Annotated in this window: 16 protein-coding genes; 12 read left to right on the top strand and 4 right to left on the bottom strand. The window is 52.6% G+C overall.

Features of this window, described 5'->3' with window-relative positions:
* The first annotated feature begins 375 nt into the window (after nt 1–375).
* The 5 genes from dacD (at nt 376) to CG67_RS02375 (ending at nt 5,329) form a co-directional block, all read left to right on the top strand.
* On the top strand, nt 376–1,545 hold the full coding sequence (dacD, locus tag CG67_RS02395; protein WP_025901385.1) for a serine-type D-Ala-D-Ala carboxypeptidase DacD: 1,170 nt from the start codon (nt 376–378) through the stop codon (nt 1,543–1,545).
* Between the two features lie 144 nt (nt 1,546–1,689).
* Nucleotides 1,690–2,748, top strand: a complete 1,059-nt coding sequence (locus tag CG67_RS02390) for an FUSC family protein (RefSeq protein ID WP_025901384.1) — start codon at nt 1,690–1,692, stop codon at nt 2,746–2,748.
* A gap of 153 nt (nt 2,749–2,901) precedes the next feature.
* Entirely contained in the window at nt 2,902–3,240 is a 339-nt protein-coding gene (locus CG67_RS02385; protein ID WP_025901383.1) for a DUF496 family protein, read from the top strand.
* A gap of 333 nt (nt 3,241–3,573) precedes the next feature.
* On the top strand, nt 3,574–4,308 hold the full coding sequence (locus CG67_RS02380; RefSeq protein WP_025901382.1) for a 2-phosphosulfolactate phosphatase: 735 nt from the start codon (nt 3,574–3,576) through the stop codon (nt 4,306–4,308).
* 346 nt (nt 4,309–4,654) lie between these two features.
* Nucleotides 4,655–5,329: a glutathione S-transferase family protein gene (locus tag CG67_RS02375; protein ID WP_025901381.1), complete on the top strand. Its 675-nt coding sequence runs from the start codon at nt 4,655–4,657 to the stop codon at nt 5,327–5,329.
* A gap of 51 nt (nt 5,330–5,380) precedes the next feature.
* Here the strand turns inward: CG67_RS02375 and CG67_RS02370 are convergent, their stop codons facing one another.
* Nucleotides 5,381–6,304, bottom strand: coding sequence for a ketopantoate reductase family protein (locus CG67_RS02370; RefSeq protein WP_025901380.1), 924 nt, complete (start codon nt 6,302–6,304; stop codon nt 5,381–5,383).
* 235 nt (nt 6,305–6,539) lie between these two features.
* On the opposite strand from CG67_RS02370, the gene fetA reads away from it, so the two are divergent.
* From fetA to dcm, 3 genes are all read left to right on the top strand, one after another.
* On the top strand, nt 6,540–7,244 hold the full coding sequence (gene fetA / locus CG67_RS02365; RefSeq protein WP_025901379.1) for an iron ABC transporter ATP-binding protein FetA: 705 nt from the start codon (nt 6,540–6,542) through the stop codon (nt 7,242–7,244).
* On the top strand, nt 7,231–8,004 hold the full coding sequence (fetB, locus tag CG67_RS02360; RefSeq protein ID WP_025901378.1) for an iron export ABC transporter permease subunit FetB: 774 nt from the start codon (nt 7,231–7,233) through the stop codon (nt 8,002–8,004). The genes fetA and fetB overlap by 14 nt, the downstream gene beginning before the upstream one ends.
* A gap of 358 nt (nt 8,005–8,362) precedes the next feature.
* Nucleotides 8,363–9,676, top strand: coding sequence for a DNA (cytosine-5-)-methyltransferase (gene dcm / locus CG67_RS02355; RefSeq protein ID WP_038024548.1), 1,314 nt, complete (start codon nt 8,363–8,365; stop codon nt 9,674–9,676).
* Between the two features lie 80 nt (nt 9,677–9,756).
* Here dcm and CG67_RS18220 read toward each other — a convergent pair whose 3' ends face one another.
* Nucleotides 9,757–9,933 carry a hypothetical protein gene (locus tag CG67_RS18220; RefSeq protein ID WP_160318954.1) on the bottom strand — a complete coding sequence of 59 codons (177 nt, stop codon included), beginning with the start codon at nt 9,931–9,933 and terminating at the stop codon, nt 9,757–9,759.
* 647 nt (nt 9,934–10,580) lie between these two features.
* Between CG67_RS18220 and CG67_RS02345 the strand changes: the two genes are divergently transcribed.
* A complete protein-coding gene (locus CG67_RS02345) occupies nt 10,581–11,693 on the top strand; it encodes a glycerol dehydrogenase (RefSeq protein ID WP_038024546.1) in 1,113 nt (370 codons plus the stop codon).
* 280 nt (nt 11,694–11,973) lie between these two features.
* On the opposite strand, the gene CG67_RS18625 is transcribed toward CG67_RS02345, so the two are convergent.
* Nucleotides 11,974–12,102: a hypothetical protein gene (locus CG67_RS18625; RefSeq protein ID WP_256360138.1), complete on the bottom strand. Its 129-nt coding sequence runs from the start codon at nt 12,100–12,102 to the stop codon at nt 11,974–11,976.
* 317 nt (nt 12,103–12,419) lie between these two features.
* Between CG67_RS18625 and CG67_RS02340 the strand changes: the two genes are divergently transcribed.
* The 3 genes from CG67_RS02340 to CG67_RS02330 are packed head-to-tail and all read left to right on the top strand — an operon-like array spanning nt 12,420 to nt 18,697.
* Entirely contained in the window at nt 12,420–13,292 is an 873-nt protein-coding gene (locus CG67_RS02340; protein ID WP_025901375.1) for a TonB family protein, read from the top strand.
* Nucleotides 13,293–13,328: 36 nt separating this feature from the next.
* The gene (locus CG67_RS02335) at nt 13,329–15,872 is read left to right on the top strand and encodes a TonB-dependent receptor (RefSeq protein WP_074011087.1); all 2,544 of its coding nucleotides are present in this window, start codon (nt 13,329–13,331) and stop codon (nt 15,870–15,872) included.
* Between the two features lie 59 nt (nt 15,873–15,931).
* Nucleotides 15,932–18,697: a M16 family metallopeptidase gene (locus tag CG67_RS02330; RefSeq protein ID WP_025901373.1), complete on the top strand. Its 2,766-nt coding sequence runs from the start codon at nt 15,932–15,934 to the stop codon at nt 18,695–18,697.
* 85 nt (nt 18,698–18,782) lie between these two features.
* Here the strand turns inward: CG67_RS02330 and CG67_RS02325 are convergent, their stop codons facing one another.
* Nucleotides 18,783–19,676: a MurR/RpiR family transcriptional regulator gene (locus CG67_RS02325; RefSeq protein ID WP_025901372.1), complete on the bottom strand. Its 894-nt coding sequence runs from the start codon at nt 19,674–19,676 to the stop codon at nt 18,783–18,785.
* Nucleotides 19,677–19,682 lie beyond the last annotated feature (6 nt).

The following is a 19,682-nucleotide window of genomic DNA, read 5'->3' as shown; positions in this document are numbered from 1 at the left end:
GCGATAATCGTTAAACCTGTCCCACCCCGGGAAAATCCCACACGACGGACGAATTTACTGTTCCGTAGGGTATTCACACAGCGCTGAAAGTGGCATTCAGGGTGTGAGAAAATGATTCATTTCAAGGGATAAGGTGACAAGTCTGCAATCTTTCCCCGGCAGGTAATACTCCCCGCTGTGGCGGAGGTTATTGCCGGACAGCCGCCGCGGAAAGGGCTCAGAATAGCACGATGTTTTCTGTTAACCCGTTTGACAGCAGATATCCCCGGTTGGCGATTTACACTTTCTCACAATTGAGAGATGTCAGCAGTGAAAAAATGCCGTAAAAAGGCGTCTAAAACCTGTCAACCCACCCAAATTATTGAGGAATTTAGCTTGAAAAGGCGTCTGCTTATTACTGTATCGGGTATGATTTTACTGGCGTCAGCGGCACATGCCGATGACACTACCTTCCCTGTTTCAATGACGCCACCGCCTATCAACGCGGCCTCCTGGGTGTTAATGGATGCGACCACCGGGCAGGTGCTGACAGCCGGTAACCCCGATGAACGACGTAATCCCGCCAGTCTGACTAAACTGGTGACCGGCTATGTGGTTGACCGGGCAATTAATGCTAAACGAATCTCTCCTGATGATATCGTCACCGTCGGTACCGATGCCTGGGGTGCAGGTAATCCGGTATTTAAAGGCTCTTCTCTGATGTTCCTCAAGCCTGGCGATAAAATCAGTGTGCGTGATCTGAGCCGGGGGGTCATTGTCGATTCAGGTAACGATGCTTGTGTGGCGCTGGCTGATTATGTCGCCGGAGGTCAGCAGAATTTCGTTGCGATGATGAACCAGGTCGTGGCCAACCTCGGTCTGAAAAACACCCATTTCGAAACCGTTCATGGTCTGGATGCCCCGGGGCAGTACAGTACCGCACGGGATCTGGCGATTGTCGCAAGAGCCATTATTCATGGCGAGCCGGAGTTCTACCACATGTACAGTCAGAAGACGATGACATGGAATGGTATTACTCAGAACAACCGTGTCGGGCTACTGTGGGATAACAGCCTGCATGTGGACGGAATGAAAACCGGTCATACAGAAACTGCCGGCTTTAACATTATCGCCAGTAATATCATAGGAAACCACCGTCTGATTGCGGTGGTGATGGGTGCTGACAGCCCTAAAGGCCGTGAAGATCAGGCAAGGAAACTGCTGGTCTGGGGACAGAACAACTTCGATACCGTACAATTATTCCATGCCGGCAAACCTCTGGGAACGGAGAATGTCTGGTACGGTAACCCGCATACGGTGAATGTAGGTTCTGCGAAAGACGTCTATCTGTCGTTACCTCGTGGTGAAATCAACAATGTTAAAGCGAAATATGTACTGACGAATAAAGAGCTGGATGCTCCGCTGACTCAGGACCAAACGATTGGTGAAATCCAGGTGATGGATAAAGACAAACAAATTGCCAGCTATCCGTTAGTCGCCTTACAGAGTGTGGCTAAAGGTGGCATCATTACCCGCATCACCGACTACATTAAGCAGAAACTGTAATCCTTCTGCCCTGTGGATTTGTTCAGCCCCGGTCTTTACCGGGGTTTTTTTATGTTTTCCGACGGTGACCGCCATGAATTGCAACGGATCTTTTTTTTGTAATATGCAAAAATAGAGGTCTGAAAAGTCCAACGGAACATGATTTTGCGCCCTGACAAGCCCATATCCCGACCTGAATTCTGGCTTTACCGCCATTACCAGACCGTTCATGGTGTGCGTATCGCCATTGCTTTTTTGCTGTCTTTTTTGCTGGTCCGTTTATTACACATCCCTGAGGGTAGCTGGCCACTGATCACGCTGGTGGTGGTTATGGGGCCTATCTCTTCCTGGGGAAATGTGTTTCCGCGAGCTGTACAACGTATTATCGGTACGATTGCCGGTTCTGTATCGGGGCTGATAGCCCTGAAGATAGAGTTGTATTCGCTGCCGCTGATGCTGGCCTGGTGCGGTATTGTGATGTTTGTCTGTGGTTATCTGACCTTAGGTAAACGGCCTTATATGGCCTTACTGATCGGCATTACCCTCGGTGTGGTGGTCGGAGCTCCGCCCGGTGATTTCCTGACCGCATTATGGCGGGGAGGGGATGTCATTTTTGGATCCGTGCTGGCCGTCATCTTCACCGGGATTTGGGCGCAGCGTGCCTATACCTTCTGGCGCATCAGAATGTCGGATGCATTAATCGCCTCACTGAAAATCTACCAGACCGGTTTATCACCGAATTTACTGGAAAAACCCCGCCTGAATACCTCTATTCAGCAACTGACTTCCGGTAGTGTGAAAATACGCTCCCTGCTGGAACCTTCCAGTAAAGAGACACGCATTCCTAAATCGGTGTTTGAAGCCATCCAGACTATCCAGCGAAATATGGTCTATACGCTGGAGATGCAGATCAATGCGTGGTGGGCTTCGCGGGAGAGTCATCTGCTGCTACTGAATGCACCGACATTGCGTCGTACCCAGGCGCTGACAGAAAACCTGTTCCGTACACTTTCCGGGATGTTGAAAACCGGGAAAACCGACCAGGTCTCTGCCACCATTGCAGAGCTTGATGAAATGAAACGTGAACTGAGCGGTTTGTTATCGAAGGCTGAACATGCGAAAGCAGAAGCGACACCCGTGTATGGTTACGTCTGGCTGAGTCTGGAGTTACATGGTCAGCTGGTACGGTTACATGAACTTATCCGAATGGTGTTGCGAAAGTAATCAATCAGTATCGTGTGAAATGCCATTCCTTTGCGCTAAGATAAGGTATTGAAAAGTTTTAGAAGTCACAGTAGTGATGCCGGGACTTCATTTGAACCCAACCGATTCTGAAACTCACGCCTGTCCGAACAGGCGTCAAACAAAGGTGTTATCATGGAAAATGCCAAACAATCCTTCCAGGACGTACTCGAATTTGTCCGTATGTTTCGCCGTAAAAACAAGCTGCAACGCGAAATTGCTGATAACGAGAAAAAAGTCCGCGATAATCAGAAGCGTGTACTGCTGCTGGATAACCTGAGTGAATATATTAAGCCCGGGATGAGTATCGAAGCGATTCAGGAGATCATCGCCAGTATGCGCAGTGATTATGAAGACCGGGTCGATGAATACATCATCAGAAATGCTGATCTCTCCAAAGAACGCCGGGATATTTCGAAAAAACTGAAAGTGATGGGCGAGCAGAAAACGATGCAGGGTGAAGTGAAAAAATAACCCCGTCTTTCATCGATGCCCGGGTATTGACCCGGGCGTTACATTGAGAATGTTTTCTCTCTCCGGTTGTACGACCGGGAACCCGCTTTATACCTGCTGCAGGCAGATACCCTGAGGCGTTGATTGATACTCCCCCGCATCTACGGGCGACGGATATTCCCACTCTCTGCCTGTTATGTTCAGTTTCTGACAATGTGATTGCGACCTGTGGTCACACAGGAACCATCTCTTTTCAGGCCATATCACCCGAAAGCAGGGTATCATGCCTTACGGCCGATTCCGGTCAGAGCTGATAGTGACACCGGTTTGTAACTCTCATACGGAGAAATCATCATGCACTGCTTTAGTCAGGCAACCTTTGACGTTCGTCTTGAATGGGGAATGCCGGCCATCGATTATCTGGCAGCCGATGCCGATTGTATCGTCATTATTGATGTTATGTCTTTTTCTACCTGTGTGAGCGTGGCTATCGATAACGGTGCCCGTATCTATCCGTATCTCCGTAAAGACGCCTCAGCAACGGAGTATGGGGAGAAAAGAGGGGCCGTTACTGCACATTTTGAAAGGCGACACGGGAGTGAGGGCTACACACTCTCGCCGGTTTCACTCAGGAAAATAGGCCAGGGAGAGAGACTGGTATTACCCTCGCCGAATGGCTCTGCGATTTCGTTCAGGGCCAGGGAAACGGGCGCAGCCATTTTCAGTGGATGCTTCAGGAACAGAACGGCTACAGCAGAAGCCTGTCGTAACTTTCAGCGAATATTACTGGTGCCTTGCGGAGAACAGTGGCCTGACGGAGGTCTGCGACCTTCGGTTGAAGATTACATTGCCGCCGATAGTATCATTGAAGCTATGGGACGGGGCAGGTGTTCGCCTGAATCATTGGCGGCATTATCGGCCTGGCAACATTACCGTCAGCAAAATCCGGGACTTCTCGCAGAGTGTTCGTCGGCATGCGAATTACATGAGCGTGGTTTCGGTGAGGATGTCGCGCTTTGTCTGGAAACGGATCGTTCTTCATTGGCCTGCCGGTTGTATGGTGAGTATTATGCTGAATACCAGCCATAAATCTACGGCTTAAAGGTTATGGTGAACTATACGCCCGTATTTTCACTGCTCAAATTTTCAGAATATCTTTGCCCCATATTCGTCGCCTGGCGATACCCTCTCTCCGGGAAATATCCTCCGTACGTATTCTGAAATAATATGCACTGCATAGTGTCAATGTTGTGTGGCCCGCAACGTCTTGCCTGCCCTGTTTGCGGGGGCGTTCTTCTGTGCAGGGATGGCTGTTACTCCCTCTGCGGGCAGGGCAGATAGAAAGATAACGTGATGATAATAAACGACAAAGCTGGGTTGTGTGACATCGGGAGGGAATGCTATAAATGATAGTTCTGTTAACATGGAGCCTGAAATGAAACTATTTGCCGGGACAGAATCCAGCTGGTCGCTGAGAGCGCTGCTCTGTATGGAGATTGCCGGGATACCCCCGGAACCGGGTATCTTTGACCTCAGCAACGAAGAGAGCAGGCGGGAACTCAAACGCTTATCACCGACCGGGCGGGTGCCCGTGCTCAGGGACGGTGATGTTGTTGTTTATGATTCACTGTCTATCACAGAGTACTTAAACGAAAGTAAACCCGGCTTACTGTATTCCGCAGAGGCAGCCTTACGGGCTGAGGAAAGGAGCTTATGTGCCGAATTACACTCAGGTTTTGCTGAGGTCCGCCGGCAAATGCCATTTGTTGCCTCCGGTGAAACGGCGCCGGTAGCGTTATCCGCGGAAGCGGAAGCAGAAATCGAACGTATCGGAATTATTTTTGCCGCGACCCGGGGTGGGTTCTACCGAGGAGAGACTCCGGGGGCAGTGGATGCCTTCTATTCAGTGATGGCATATCGTCTGGCCTCCTATGGTGTTCATTTCACGGGGCGGGCGGGGCATTATCAGAACGCCCTGACGGAATGGCCGTTATTCAGAAGATCTTTATCCCGTCTTTGCCCAAAAAGATGCCCGGGGGACGTTGTCATCGTCGTTGATAACTATGACCGTGCCCCGCCAGAAACGGGGGGAGTTTGTTCTTCTGATTAATCCCCCGGTTGCCTGTGAACCATTCAACCGGGGGCAGTCATCAGCAGGGGGTCAGACGGCCTGCCGTGTTTGCTGATAAACCTGCAGGTTGACATATACTGCATTCAGGAGCGGTACGGGGACGGCGTGTGCATTGGCTCTGTCGACCAGGTCCCCGATGATCTGGTCTGCCTCCACAGAGAACCCCTGGTCTAAATCCCGGTACATGGAGGATGTGAGCGGAGTTTCGGGGTTACTCAGCATCTGGAGGGTACCGGCAATGACCGCCGGGCGTTGCTGATAGCCGCAGGCAGTGATCACGGCTAATACTTCACTGAACAGGCTCTGTAGCAGTACTCCGCCACCGGCAGAACGCACGACCTGTTGAGTGTTGCCCCTCGACAGGCAGGTCACGGCACCCAGCGTACTCAGCAGTAACCATTTTTCCCACATATCATTCTGAATGGTCATGGATAGCCGGTTATCAAACCCGCAGCCACTCAACACGGCATCCACCTGACGCACGCGTGCTGAATCACTGCCGTCCTGCTCACCGTAGTAAAGCTGATGCAGCGCAGACATTTGCAGAATTTCACCTTGCTCATTCAGCGTGGAATGGATTTTACACAATCCCCCCAGCACCTTATCTTTACCGAACACCTCAGCCAGCGTGCTGATATGTCGCATACCGTTCAGCACCGGTAAAATCAGCGTCTGCTCACCGACCGCGGGGGTAATGTCATGGATGGCCTGTGAGAGCCCGAAACTCTTCACTGTGAGGAGGATCAGGTCAAACGGGCCACTGATCTCCCCGGCCTTTAGCAACTGTGGCTGTATCGCAAAACGTCCGGCATCAGCATGAACCACTAACCCGTGCTTTTCGAGAGCAGCAGCGCGTTTTTCACGGACCAGAAAGGTCACATCCCGCCCGTGACGTGCCAGGCAGGCACCGAAATAGCCGCCTGTAGAGCCGGCACCCACAACCAGTATTCGCATATTCCATCCCCTGTCATGTTTTAGTCTCAGGTTCTACCTTAAAAGGCGGACGCCAGAAACACCAGCCAGCAAGGTCAGAAATTATTACAATTCTGCAAGCGAAGATTTTGCAAGGTATGCGGGCTATCTCAGGGGATCTGGCAAAGATGTGCCTCCGGCGGCCAAAAAAGCCATATCATCGGTGCGGGGATCATCGTTAAAATAGCTAAAACAGTTCAGTACGGGATAATAAGTCATGAAGGATCAGAAAGCACCACTGCTGACAGTGGATAAGATCAACTACAGGGCCGGCGGGTCGCAAATCCTCGGTGATATTTCACTGACACTCAATGCTGGTGAGTTTACTCTGATCACCGGACCTTCAGGGTGCGGAAAGAGCACGTTACTAAAGATTATTTCTTCACTGATCAGTCCGCAGAGCGGGGAGATTACGTTAGGCGGTAAAAAGATTACGCACTATTCGCCGGAAGAGTATCGTCAGCAGGTATCTTACTGCGCACAAACCCCGTCACTGTTTGGCAATACGGTTGCCGATAACCTGCAGTTTCCCTGGATGCTGCGTCGCAAAACAGCCGATAACCAGCAACTGATCAAAGAACTGCAACGGTTTTCATTACCGGCAAACATACTGGATCAACCGGTGACGGAGCTCTCAGGCGGAGAAAAACAACGTATTTCACTGATCCGTCATCTGCAGTTTTTACCTCAGATCCTGCTGCTGGATGAAATAACCAGTGCATTGGACGAAAAAAATAAACGCCAGGTGAACGATATTATTCATCACTATGTGCGTGAAAATAATCTGGCCGTCCTGTGGGTCACTCACGATGTGGATGAAATACGCCATGCAGATCATGTGATCCGCTTAACGCCTCCCTCCGCAGCGCAGGAAGGAACCCCCTCAGAAAATACAAAGGAAGACGCGAGTGAACCAGCATAATATCACCAATGGATCGCTTATTATGTCGCTGGCCTTAGTGCTGGTGGCGATTGTGATCAGTTACCGGGAAAAACTGGCACTGGAAAAAGATATTTTGTGGAGTATCTTCCGGGCCGTTGTACAACTGGTGATTGTCGGTTACGTATTAAAGTATCTGTTTGACCTGAACAATGCCTTTCTGACGGTATTAATGGTGCTGTTTATCTGTTTCAATGCGGCCTGGAATGCCAAAAAGCGCAGTAAATATATAGATAATGCTTTCCTGATGTCATTTGTCGCCATCACTACCGGTGCCGTCCTGACGTTACTGGTGCTGGTGCTGACCGGGTCGATTGAGTTTCAGCCTATGCAGGTGATCCCGATAGCCGGAATGATTGCCGGTAACGGTATGGTTGCGGTCGGGCTTTGTTACAATAACCTGGGGCAACGATTTGCCAGCGGACAGCAGCAAATTCAGGAGATGCTCAGTCTGGGAGCGACCCCGAAGCAGTCGTCTGCGGGACTGCTGCGGGAAAGTATTCGTGCCGCGATGATCCCGACCATTGATTCAGCGAAAACCGTGGGGCTGGTTAGTCTGCCGGGGATGATGTCCGGATTGATCTTTGCGGGAATTGACCCGGTAAAAGCGATTAAATATCAGATAATGGTGACCTTTATGCTGTTATCTACCGCCAGTCTGTCGACTATTATTGCCGGCTATCTGGCCTACCGCCGGTTCTATAATGATCGCCATCAGTTGGTCATTAAATCCCCGCGCTAATGCTAATCTGCACACAGTAAAAACGCTCCGGGGGCGATGCTTTCCTTCCTCCCGGAACGTTGTCCTCTGATGACAGCACCGAAGAGTGCCAGGTCAGTCACAGAATATTCTGGTCCTGACTGTGCATGCCGGTGATCGTGTTACGGTAAATCCTCTTTCCGAAGGTGGCCGGATAACGGGCCACCGCTGGCAGAGCCATGCAGGGTGTTCTGTGTCCGGCGGGCAACCCGCCAGATCCGCAAAGCAGATAATTTTCAGAGTGAAATACCTTACGGTGTCACACTCCGGAATAACTGATTGCGGGCTTTTGAGGGCGATGTTAGTCTTCCGGGACGAAAACCGCATAAGTAACCGAATAATGTCCCACTTAGTACATCCAACACCAGAAGAAATAAAGAGCATCAGGGAAGAGCTTGGCCTGGGGCGTGCTGAGTTCGCCAGTGTGCTTGGGATGCCTGCTCACGGCGAACATACCGTCGGTGAATGGGAGTCCGGGCAGCTTATGCCTTCTGTAGCCAAACGGAAGGCTATCCTGAACATGGGTAAAAAACTGCAAAAACATGCACAGGAAGCGCCTTTCCGGCAGCCACCGCAGTCGGAAAGCCGGTTTACATTTATCGATCTGTTTGCCGGAATCGGCGGGATCCGCCTGCCTTTTCAGCGCCTGGGCGGGCACTGTGTTTTTACCTCGGAATGGGATAAATACGCCCAGAAAACCTATCTGGCCAATTACGGAGAAATGCCGGTCGGCGACATCACCCGGGTCAGGGCCACGGAGATTGCCGATCACGATGTGCTGCTGGGCGGGTTTCCCTGTCAGGCTTTTTCTCTCGCCGGGCGTAAGCAGGGCTTCAGTGATACCCGCGGAACCATGTTTTTTGAAATTCAGCGCATCCTGGCCGCGAAAAAGCCAAAAGCGTTCCTGCTGGAAAATGTTAAACAGCTTCGGGGACATGATAAAGGCCGCACCCTGAAAACCATTATCGATATTTTACAGGGTAAGCATGTGCAGGCTATTCCTGATGATGTCCCGATGAGTGAAGAGGCCCGGCGGGCATTGTCTGAAAAGCTGAACTACTGGGTCGATTTCCGTGTATTGCGTGCGGGAGATTTTGGCGCGCCTCAGAACCGTGAGCGGGTTTATATTGTCGGTTTTGATAAAGACTATTTCAGCGGTGTTGATTTCGACCAGGTCTTCCGGTGGCCGGAACCGCCTTGTACGCCGACCCGGGTGGGTGACATTTTACTGCAACCGCAGCAACTGGCGGCACTGATTGCCAGAAAAGGCAAAGACGTTTATACCCTGTCCGATAAACTGTGGCTCGGCCACCAGAAAAGGCGTTCGTCTCACAAGCAGCGCGGAAACGGCTTTGGTTACAGTCTGTTTAACGCTGACAGTGAGTACACCAATACTCTTAGCGCCAGGTATTATAAAGACGGTTCAGAAATACTGATTGAACAGCACGCTGAAGGGAAAAACCCGCGAAAACTGACGCCGAAAGAGTGTGCCCGTTTACAGGGATTCCCCGATGATTTTATCGTTGATGCCGTTTCACATGGTCAGATTTATAAACAGTTCGGTAATTCCGTTTGCATGAACGTTATCGCTGCGCTGGCAGGACAGATGGTCAGTGCGCTGGAAGCCGCCAGCCGGTTACGTCGGGGCGAATGAGAAGGGCGGACCTCTGTTATTCGATAACGGTGCGAGGCACCGTATCGATATAACCTGCCTGAGGCCATGTTTTTTTCAGACTACAGAGCCACCATTGCCAGCGTACTGTCCGGCGCAATACGGCTGGTGGCAATAAACATCGGTGATATTCCCGGGGGCCGTCCAGGCCCGCCGGACAGCATCGATGACAGTGCCGATGAAATATTCGCAATGGCCAGTGTTATGCCACTGACTGTCCCTGCCGATGCCTTCGGCACCCTATGAATCCCTTCCGATCCGTAAACCTATAGCCATCACGTTGATTATCCGTCCGTCCGGAGCCTGCCTGAAGTGTTGCCATTAAACAGAGTGCGGTCAGCCGCAGGGCAGTGGCCCCGGCCGGGTGTGATGGCGAGGGTATCTATCGTTATCAGCCCTGCCGTAGTCGCATTTTTATGTCAGAAGAGAACCTTTTGATCACCTCCGGTACATTTCCGGCATCTTTCGGAATGCCATTGGCAGAAAAATGTCCCGCAGGGGGAGCGCAGGTTTATGGATGCTAATTTATTTCCTGAGTTATTTTTATAAGCCTAAGGAGAAAAGACAGCATACAGAGGGGGAAGAAATGTCGGGATTTTTATTTCCATCGCCGGCGATGCAGACAGGCAATGCGCGCGACATTATAACCGCTATCTGGCTCCGCACCTTCTTTTAATAATGTTATTATTCATTGTGTTACGTTCAGTTTCTTCCGGGGGTTCGGGACACGGAATATCGTTTTTCTGTGCGGTGATTGTTCTGTCGTCCGGCAGTGTTATCGATAAATAAGGCAAATAAACAGACCCGCTTATGATCACGATCAATATGAGAGGGAGAGAATATCACCATCATAAACCCATTAAAGGTCACATGACGGGAAGCTGAAATGATTAAAGAAACTAAATTACCAAGAACGGTAACATCACCGAAAAAATTCTTTATTGGCACCGATATGTTGTCGAAAATCGATGACTTCGTGAAAGATTTTGGCGATAACACCCTGATCATTACCGATGAATTTATTCTGCCAAAAGTGCAGGAACAGGCATTGCCGGCCCTCCACGCTGCCGGACTGAAAGGATGTGCTGAGAAGTTCCGCTATGAATGTTGCCGGAAAGAGATCGACCGTCTTCAGGAATGTGTCCGTGCCAGCGAAGCGAATATCATTGTCGGCGTCGGCGGAGGTAAAACGCTCGATACCGCTAAAGCGGTTGCTTTCTACCTGAAACTGCCGGTGGTACTGTTTCCGACGATTGCTTCTACCGATGCGCCTTGTACTGCTCTGGCGGTCATCTATACCGAAAGCGGAGAGTTTGACGAATATCTGTACTTACCGCAGAACCCGGACGTCGTGGTTGCCGATACTTCGATTATCGCAGCCGCCCCTTTGCGCTTCTTCTCCGCTGGCGTCGGCGATGCGTTAGCGACCTATTTTGAGGCCCGTGCCTGCTATGCGGCGGATGGCATTAACCTGGTGTTGCATAAACCGTCAAGAACCGGACTGGGGCTGGCTGAGCTATGCTACCGTCTGCTGAGTGAAAATATCGATGCAGCTATGGACGCTGTGGCTAACCACCTGACCACCCCGGCGCTGGAGCAGACCATTGAGGCGACGATTTATCTGAGTGGTGTCGGGGCCGAGGCGGGTGGTCTGGCGGCGGCCCATGCAGTCAATAACGGCATGTCAGTGGTGCCTGATCTGCATAAAGCGCAGCACGGTGAGAAAGTGGTCTTTGGCCTGCTGACGCAGTTGGTGCTGGAAAATGCCCCGCAGGAAGAGTGGGACAATGTGGTGCGTATTGTGAAAGCGGCAAAACTCCCGCTGACACTGGAAGATATGGGCCTGAAAACATTTGTCGAATCTGAATGGCGTGAAGTTGCGCGTATTGCCTGTGCACCGGGCGACACGATGAACAATATGCCGATGGAACTGACGGTCGATGATGTATATAACGCGATGGTGACTGCCAATACAATAGCGCACCGGATGAAAGGCTGATTTCTGCCTCCCGTCGTGATCCATCTCTGGGGTGGCCCGCGACGGTGAAATAGCTGTTCTGTGACCCCCGTCATCCTTATCCGCTGACCCTGAACCGGGCGGTGGATTTTTTTTGCCGCATAAACCGCAGTTCCTTTCCCGGGAGCAAATGCTTTCCTCCGTAAGCCGGCTTCACAGTCACTCACACCCTGATGAAAATATTGGCGTAAACTCGCGGTCGGATGATTCAGTCGCTGTTTTCGGTCTTCGTTTGTCGTCAGCCAGGGCATGACAAAACGTATCAGAGCGCACCGTCATTACGCCTTTCACCGCTGAATTGCTCATTTTTAGTCGCTATTTTGCGCTTTCCTGCCTCGCCATTTCCGGTCCGCTTTTTACTGTCACCGGCAATATTGATAAATAAAATCACCGAATGATCCGGCCGTATCACACGCCGGTGTGAACGGATTCTGCTGCCAGGTCATCGGTGCATGTCCATAACTCCCTGACGTTATGCAGAGCACGTTGGCGACATAACAGGCAGCAGGGCGAAAAAATCGCTCGTTAAAACATCATTTATTTCTGTTTGTATCTGAATGTAATGTTTTCTATTGCAATTGATTATCGTTTGTAAAATAATTCTCATTATCATTTTTTAGGTAATGCAGTCTTATCTTTTCTGAGTCTTTTTTCAGGATGACATCACGACAGATAAGTCCCTGCACCGTCGGTAAGAGGAAGGCGAGTTTGTGTAGTCTGTGGATTCCTGAAGCCGGGGGGGAAGTCTCCGCCGCCGATGCACGGAGGAAAGCAACGGTTAACGTGTCTGTGATGATGTCTGTGGGGGTTCATGCACTGCTGATCTTTGCCATGATTTCTCATGCGCCCTCCCGGGTATTGATGAGCGGAGGCGGACAGAGCAACGCTTCTTCTGCCGTTCCGGTCTTCACCGCGGTACAGGTGAACCCGCAATCTCCCGAACGACTGCCACCGAAAGTATTGCCGGTGACTGTCGGGACCCCGGCACGATCACCATTACCGGTCAGTGAGCGCGGCACAGTGGCCTTGCCGGCCATGAAAAAGATCCCACACGCCTCAGAGAAGCCTTCCCGGGCGGTGCGGGCAGCGCATTCCACCGGAAAAAGTGTCGCGGTTACCCGGCCCCGGGTGGCCGGCAGAATACAACCTGTTTCTGTTCAGCGACGACCGCCCGGGGTGACGAAACCCCGGCTTGCCAGCAGGGCAATGTCTGACGGAGCTTCTTTGGAAAATATTGCCCGGGTTCCCCCGGAAAATGCCGGTACCGGTAATACAGCGACGACCCGTGCAGGTGCCGGGGAACATCCTCATGCCACCGTCAAAGCCTTAACCCGCAGGGTCAATTATCCGCAGCGTGCGAAAGCGTTGGGCGTCGAAGGCAGAGTAAAACTGCGCTTTGATGTCACCGCGGACGGTACGGTTACTCATGTCCGGATCACAGAAGAAAATCCCGCCGGTGTATTCAGCGGAGGACTTTATAAAGATATCGCCCGCTGGCGTTATCAGAAGGGGGCTGCGGCCGAAAATCAGACCGTCACGATAATTTTTAAACTCAGTGGGGCGGTGGCTCTGGCGGATTAATAAATTTTTATCACATAACATCTTTGGGAATACTTCGTGGGAAACAAAATAACCTTTATCGCGGCAATAGTTTTATTGCCGGGGGCGGCGTTCGGCCTGGAAAATAATCGTGCTGATACAACGCCGGAGGAGCAGACACAGGAAGATACTATCCTGGTACGTACGACGCCGACCAGTCAGTCGATGGGAACGCAGATACTCGATAAAACACAGATAAACCAGTTTCCGACCGGAAACGGGAGTGTGCCAGAGTTACTGAAACATAATCCCGCGGTCCGGTTTGCTAATACTACCGACAGCAGTACCACCCCCGGAGAAATCGCGCCGGAAAATGTCTCTTTCCACGGTGAGAAATTTTATAACAACAATTTCACCATTGACGGGCTATCGAATAATAATACGGTGAATCCCGGGGCTAATGGCGGCGAATTCTCCGCAACCCCGGACGGGTATTCTCCCACCGATTTGCCCGCCGGCGGGACGCAGTCCTTCTGGATAAATTCCGAACTTATCGAACAGTTAGAGGTATTTGATAGCAATATCTCGGCCAGATATGGCGGATTCGCCGGCGGCGTGGTCGATGCGCGGCTGAAAGACCCGCAAACCGGACGCGCCTCCGGCCGGATAGCCTACCGCACCACACGCTCCGCCTGGACCCGCTATCATATTGATGCGGATGAGGCAGAAGATTTTGATTCCGCGACCAGCCTGACCAGTCAGCCGAAATTCAGAAAAGAAACCTATTCTGTTTCTGTGAACCAGCCACTCAGCGATAACGCGGCCCTGTTGTTCGCCTATAACCGTCAGCAATCGACAATCCCGTATTACCAAAGTTACCTGGGGGAGTGGAGCAACCAGAAACGGTTGTCAGAGACCTATTTACTGAAAGGCACCTATCTGGCAGATAATGGCGACACCCTCCGACTGACCGGCATGTATTCGCCGCATTCTTCGGAATATTATAAAGCCAACGTGAAAAACGGGGCCTTTACCAATACGGGTGGCGGCTACCGTCTGAATGCGGAGTGGGAGCATCTGACCGGGTGGGGGAAAGTGACCAGCCTGGCGGGTTATCAGTATGAACAAAATAAGATTTCTCATCAGTCAGATCAGTTACTTACCTGGTATAAATCGTATGCTTCGGCGGGATTTGTGTCAGATACCATTGACTGGGTCAGCTCACCGGCCACTAAAAATTATCAGACGGCATTGATCGGCGGTTACGGCACCTATTCCACAGAGAAACGCACTCTCACGCTGAAACAGGATTATGAACTGAATCCGCTGATGTCGGGACCGGTGGCACATCAGGCAGATGCTGGCTGGGAGATTGACCGCTACAGTGCCCGGTATCAACGGTTTAATGATGTCACCCTGTCCCGGGGAATAGCGACCGTGGATACCGGAGTTGTTTGTCAGTCCGGTGATATTTACTGCATCAATGGTGAGCAATATTTTAAAAACCTGACGGTTTACCCGGCGCGGGAAGTCGCCGCCAGTTATACGGATTATGCGTTCTATTTTCAGGACAGCATGAGCGTAGGCAAGCTGGAAGTCACGCCGGGCGTCCGGGCTCAGTATGATGATTTCCTGAAAAATCTGACTCTGGCACCGCGTCTGGCCGCTTCTTATGATCTGTGGGATGACCATTCCACCCGTCTGTTCGGCGGAGCCAACCGCTATTACGGCCAGAGCCTGCTGGCGTATCAGTTACGCCAGGGGATCAGCAGCTATTCGGTACGGACCCGCAGCAGTGCTTCCGGGGCCTGGAGTGACGGAGAGCTTAAAACCGCTTCCATTGATTATGCCACTTCATCCCTGAAAACCCCTTACAGTGATGAGTTATCACTGGGCCTTTCACAGCGAGTGCTGAACTCGGTATGGACCCTGAAATGGGTTAACCGTCAGGGGAAAGATCAGTTTGGCCGACAGACGGTAACGAATGATGCCGGTGAGCGGGCTTATATTCTGGCGAACAATGCCAGAACCCGTGGCAATACCTTTTCACTGACCGGCGAGCCAGTCAGCCCGAAAACCTTTTCCTGGGGTGAAATGCGCTGGTCGGCGGGAGCCAGTTATACAAAGAATAAATCCAGCTCACAAAGTTATTACGATGTCAGTGATACCGATGACAATAAAGTGATCGTCGGTGGCCGGTTAATGGATAAAGGCGAAATGGATGCGCTGGATTTCAACACCCCCTGGACGGCTTTCGTTAACCTGAATACCTACTTCCCTGCATTACGTCTTAACTGGAACCAGAATCTGGGATATACCGCCGGATACCGTGGCTATACCACCACGTCTGTCAGTTGCCCGGCAGAGGGCAGTGTCTGCGGAAATTATGAAGGCAATGCCACCCGTTATGACCAGACCCGATACAAAGATTATTTCTCTTATGACTGGCACTTCAGTTACCTGCAACCGACCTACGGGCAGCAGAGCGTTGAGCTGACGCTCGATGTGATTAACGTACTGGATAATGTTATCGCCGCCTCCCAAACCACCGGCAGCAGCAGTAAAACGGTGACATATAAAACAGGTCGTCAGTTCTGGCTGGGTGTGGCTTACAACTGGTAACCGGCAGGTTTTTTACGAAATAGTCATGCCGCAAGGCTGCGGCAGAGGATAGTCCTGGAATGAAACAGATGAAGTGGGTAGTGGTTTTTCTGTCAGTGTTTACCAGTTCATGGGGGATCGCGGGGGAAAAACTCAGCGGTTTCCCCCGCATTATTGAAGGTCAACTGGCTAACGGCTTCAGTTATACCCTGGTGCCGATGGAAGGCTATCAGCACCGGGTGGATATCCGGCTGAGTGTCGATGCCGGGTCACTGGATCAGCAGGCGAATGAACCTGCTGTCGCGCATATGGTCGAGCATATGGTGTTCCGTGGCAGCCGGCAGTATCCGCAGGGGGTCGCCAGTCTGTTACAAAGCCACGGCTGGCAACGGGCCCGCCAGTATAACGCCATGACTAACTATGAGCGTACGCTGTTTATGATGAGTCCGCCCGATGGCAGCGCGGGCATTCCGCTGGCGATGAAGGCGCTGAGCCAGATGACCGGGGCGGCCAGTATCACCGATGCGGATTTACAAAGTGAGCGGCGGATCATTATGGAGGAATGGCGGGGACAGCTGGGGGTCGCCAGCCGCATGAATCAGCAACGGGTTGCCGCTCTACGGGAAGGGTCACGGTATCCGTCCCGGCCACCGATTGGCGATGAAAAGTCTATTCAGGATACCGGTGCCGGGGCACTTCGCCAGTTTTATCAGCGCTGGTACCGGCCGGGGAATATGCGGTTACTGATCATCGGTGATTTTGATGTGCAGCAGGCCCGGCAGTTGATCACCGACGCCTTTCAGGACATGCCTGCTGCGCCGGTCAGCGCCAGAAACTACTATGAACCGGTGCTGGCAAACCAGCTACGGGTCGTCCGGCTGCAGGACAGTCAGAGTGGCAATAGCCAGGTATCGCTGGTCAGCCGGTTCTCACCAGGGCCGGACACTACGTTAACGCAGCGGCTGGTCAGCCAGATAGCGCTGCAGGTGCTGACACGTCAGTTACAAACCTCCGGGCCGGACGTTCAGGCCACCGGCAGTCGTATTATTGTCCGCAAATCGGCTATTGGCAGAGACACGCAGGCACTGGGATTATTTGTGGATGTAACGCCGGGTCAGCATCAGCAAGGTCTGACCCGCCTGCTGCGTGAACGTGAACGTTTTCTGCGCTATGGTGCCGATCCCGCAGATATTGCCGACGAACGGCAGGCCATCCGTGAAGCAGCGATAGCAATGGCAGCCCGGCCGGAACAGCGTGACTTTAGCGGGTGGGTCCGTGAACTTTCTGTCCGCTGGGAGCAGAAACAGCCATTCACTGACAGTCAGCAGCGGGGTAAAGCCATCCTTTCACTGACGGACAGCATTACTGACGCGCAGGTTAATCAGCAGATCACGGACTGGCTGCTGGCCGGCGATCAACTGGTGCAGTTCGGGATCCCGGGGAGACGCACGGCCAGGCTGCCGGACTCTCAGGAGGTACGCCGGCAGATGGCGGAGGTGGCTACGCTCCCGTTATCGCCGTATCGCCGTCCCCCTGCTGCAGTGTTACCACAGCTACCCGCGGTCACCGGGGCCGGTTCCCTTAACGCGCTGAAAATCTATCCTGAACAACAGACCCGTCAGTGGACACTGAGTAACGGCGATACCCTGGTGTGGCTGAAAACACCGCTGGCGAAAGACCGGGTCTATTTATCGGCCACCAGTCCGTCCGGCTTTCTGATGCAGGGGCTGGATCGCTGGCAGTCACAGCTTGCCGGTCAGATGATTAAGCAGAGCGGCCCTGCGGGATGGCGGACAGGTGACTTCGGGCGCTGGAAAAAGGAACATTCGGTATCCCTGCTGATCACCCAGCAGCCGGACGAATTACTGATTGATTCTGTCGGCACCGCGCGGGACCTCGAAAATTTGCTGGCTATCAATCATCAAATACAGGTCAATGCGGGGATCGATCCGCAGGTTCGTGGCGAGAGTATGATGCAACTCCTGCGTCAGCAGGCGACCCGGGCGCAGTCTGACAATGGTGATCGCGAGTTACAGATCTACCGTTTACGCTACGGACTGCCGGATACGGGCGCGGCGGCGGATACCGGACGGCTGAGCAGGACAGAAAATAGCGAATTTCTGCAGCAGTGGCGACAGACGGTCAGGGCACCGATGACCTGGTATCTGGTGGCGGACGATGTGCCAGAGCTGGTGCCACTGGCGGCCCGGTATCTGGCGACCATCCCGCGGGGTAAACCCCGCCGGCTGACCCGCGAATTACCGGTCAGTGGTTATGATGACTGGGTGAGTGAAACGAATGCAGAGCCGCGCGCGACGGTGAATGCCTGGAGTTTTACCTCCCGCCGCTGGTCCCCGGAAGACGCTGTCCGGTTGAACGTTGCGCAGAACCTCGCGACTCAGGCATTAAAATCCAGCCTGCGTGATGACGCATTAGGGGTTTACCGGCTGCGGTTCAGCAGTACCCTGAACGATCGCCACCAGCGGATTGAGTCCGCGCTGAGTTTTACCACGGCGCCGCAAAGGGCCGGGGAGTTATGGCAGCGTGCATTACAGGTCTTCAGACAACTGCCGTCACAGATCACACCGCAGCAGGTGGAGGAGCAACGTCGCCAGTTTGAGCTGGCGGAACAGTCACGCAGCGGGGATATTTACAGTCTGCAAAAGCGGCTGATCCTCAGTTACCGCCATTACCATGATCCCCGGTATCTCTCTGAGGTCAAAGGACTGGCGGCAGCTATACAGACGGATAAGGTACGGGAGATGGCGGAATTACTGGTCAATCCGCTGAACCTGAAGGTATTTATCGGTTTACCGAAGCCCGTTGCGGAGGAAAAAGGGCCGTAAGGCGGTGACTCTGGCCGGCGGGCAGGAAGAGCCTGCCGGCCATGACCGGAGCGTTCGTTCGGGTGTAAAGAAAAATGTTCCGGGGTCAGCGTTTATGGGTGCCGGGTTTAAGGCCGCGATGTAATTCCTGCAGACGTTTCATCGATTTTATCGTGCGCTGAGAGGCCGACGACGCGACGGATAATACCAGCATCTCCAGGCATACCAGCACCGTTCCGTGCAACGGGATCTTACCGTTTTCTCCCCCGCGCGGGACCTGGATCACCACATCCGCTTCCTGAGCAAACTTCGAGTCCATTGCGTTGGTCAGCAGGATCACCGGATTCCCCAGCCGCCTTGCTTCCCGCAGTGTGGTCATACCTTCCCGGTGCGCTGACTTCTGGGCCATCATGATCAGTACATCGCCGCGTTGCAGGGTCAGTAACTGTTCTGCAAGGCCAATGCCCGAGCGGTTAAGCGACACACACGGCAGACCGATACGGTTAAATAAGCGGGCAGCATATTCGGCGAGGATCCCGGAGGCGTTAATACCGAAAATCGCGGTCTGGCGGGCTTCCAGTAACAGTGAAACCGCCCGCGACAACGCAAGACGGTTTTCCTGAGAGGCAAGCACTTCACAGGTATGTTTATGACCTTCCAGCACAAAATTGATACTCGACTGGGTATCACAGGTAAACTCACTCACCGTAGAGCTCATTTTATCGGCGGAGTTCATTACCGGTTCAAACCACAATTCGAGGGTTTTTTTCAGGTCACGTAACCCGGCGAACCCCAGTGCCTGTACCGCACGGACCACCGTGGCATCCGAGGTGCCGGTGGCTGCTGCAATTTCCAGTGCGGTCGCTTCCAGAACAGTTGCGCGGTGTTCATTAATATAATAAAGAACATTCTGCAGGCTGGCAGACAGTTGTGGTGCCCGACTGCGTAAACGTTCACCGTAGACATCCACCCTGTGTTTATTTTTCTTCTGTTCTTTCATTATCCG

Source organism: Tatumella sp. UCD-D_suzukii (assembly GCF_000611875.2).
GTDB classification, from domain to species: Bacteria; Pseudomonadota; Gammaproteobacteria; order Enterobacterales; family Enterobacteriaceae; genus Tatumella; species Tatumella ptyseos.
Note: the sequence above shows the minus strand (reverse complement) of the source record. Positions and strands in the feature narration are given on the sequence as shown.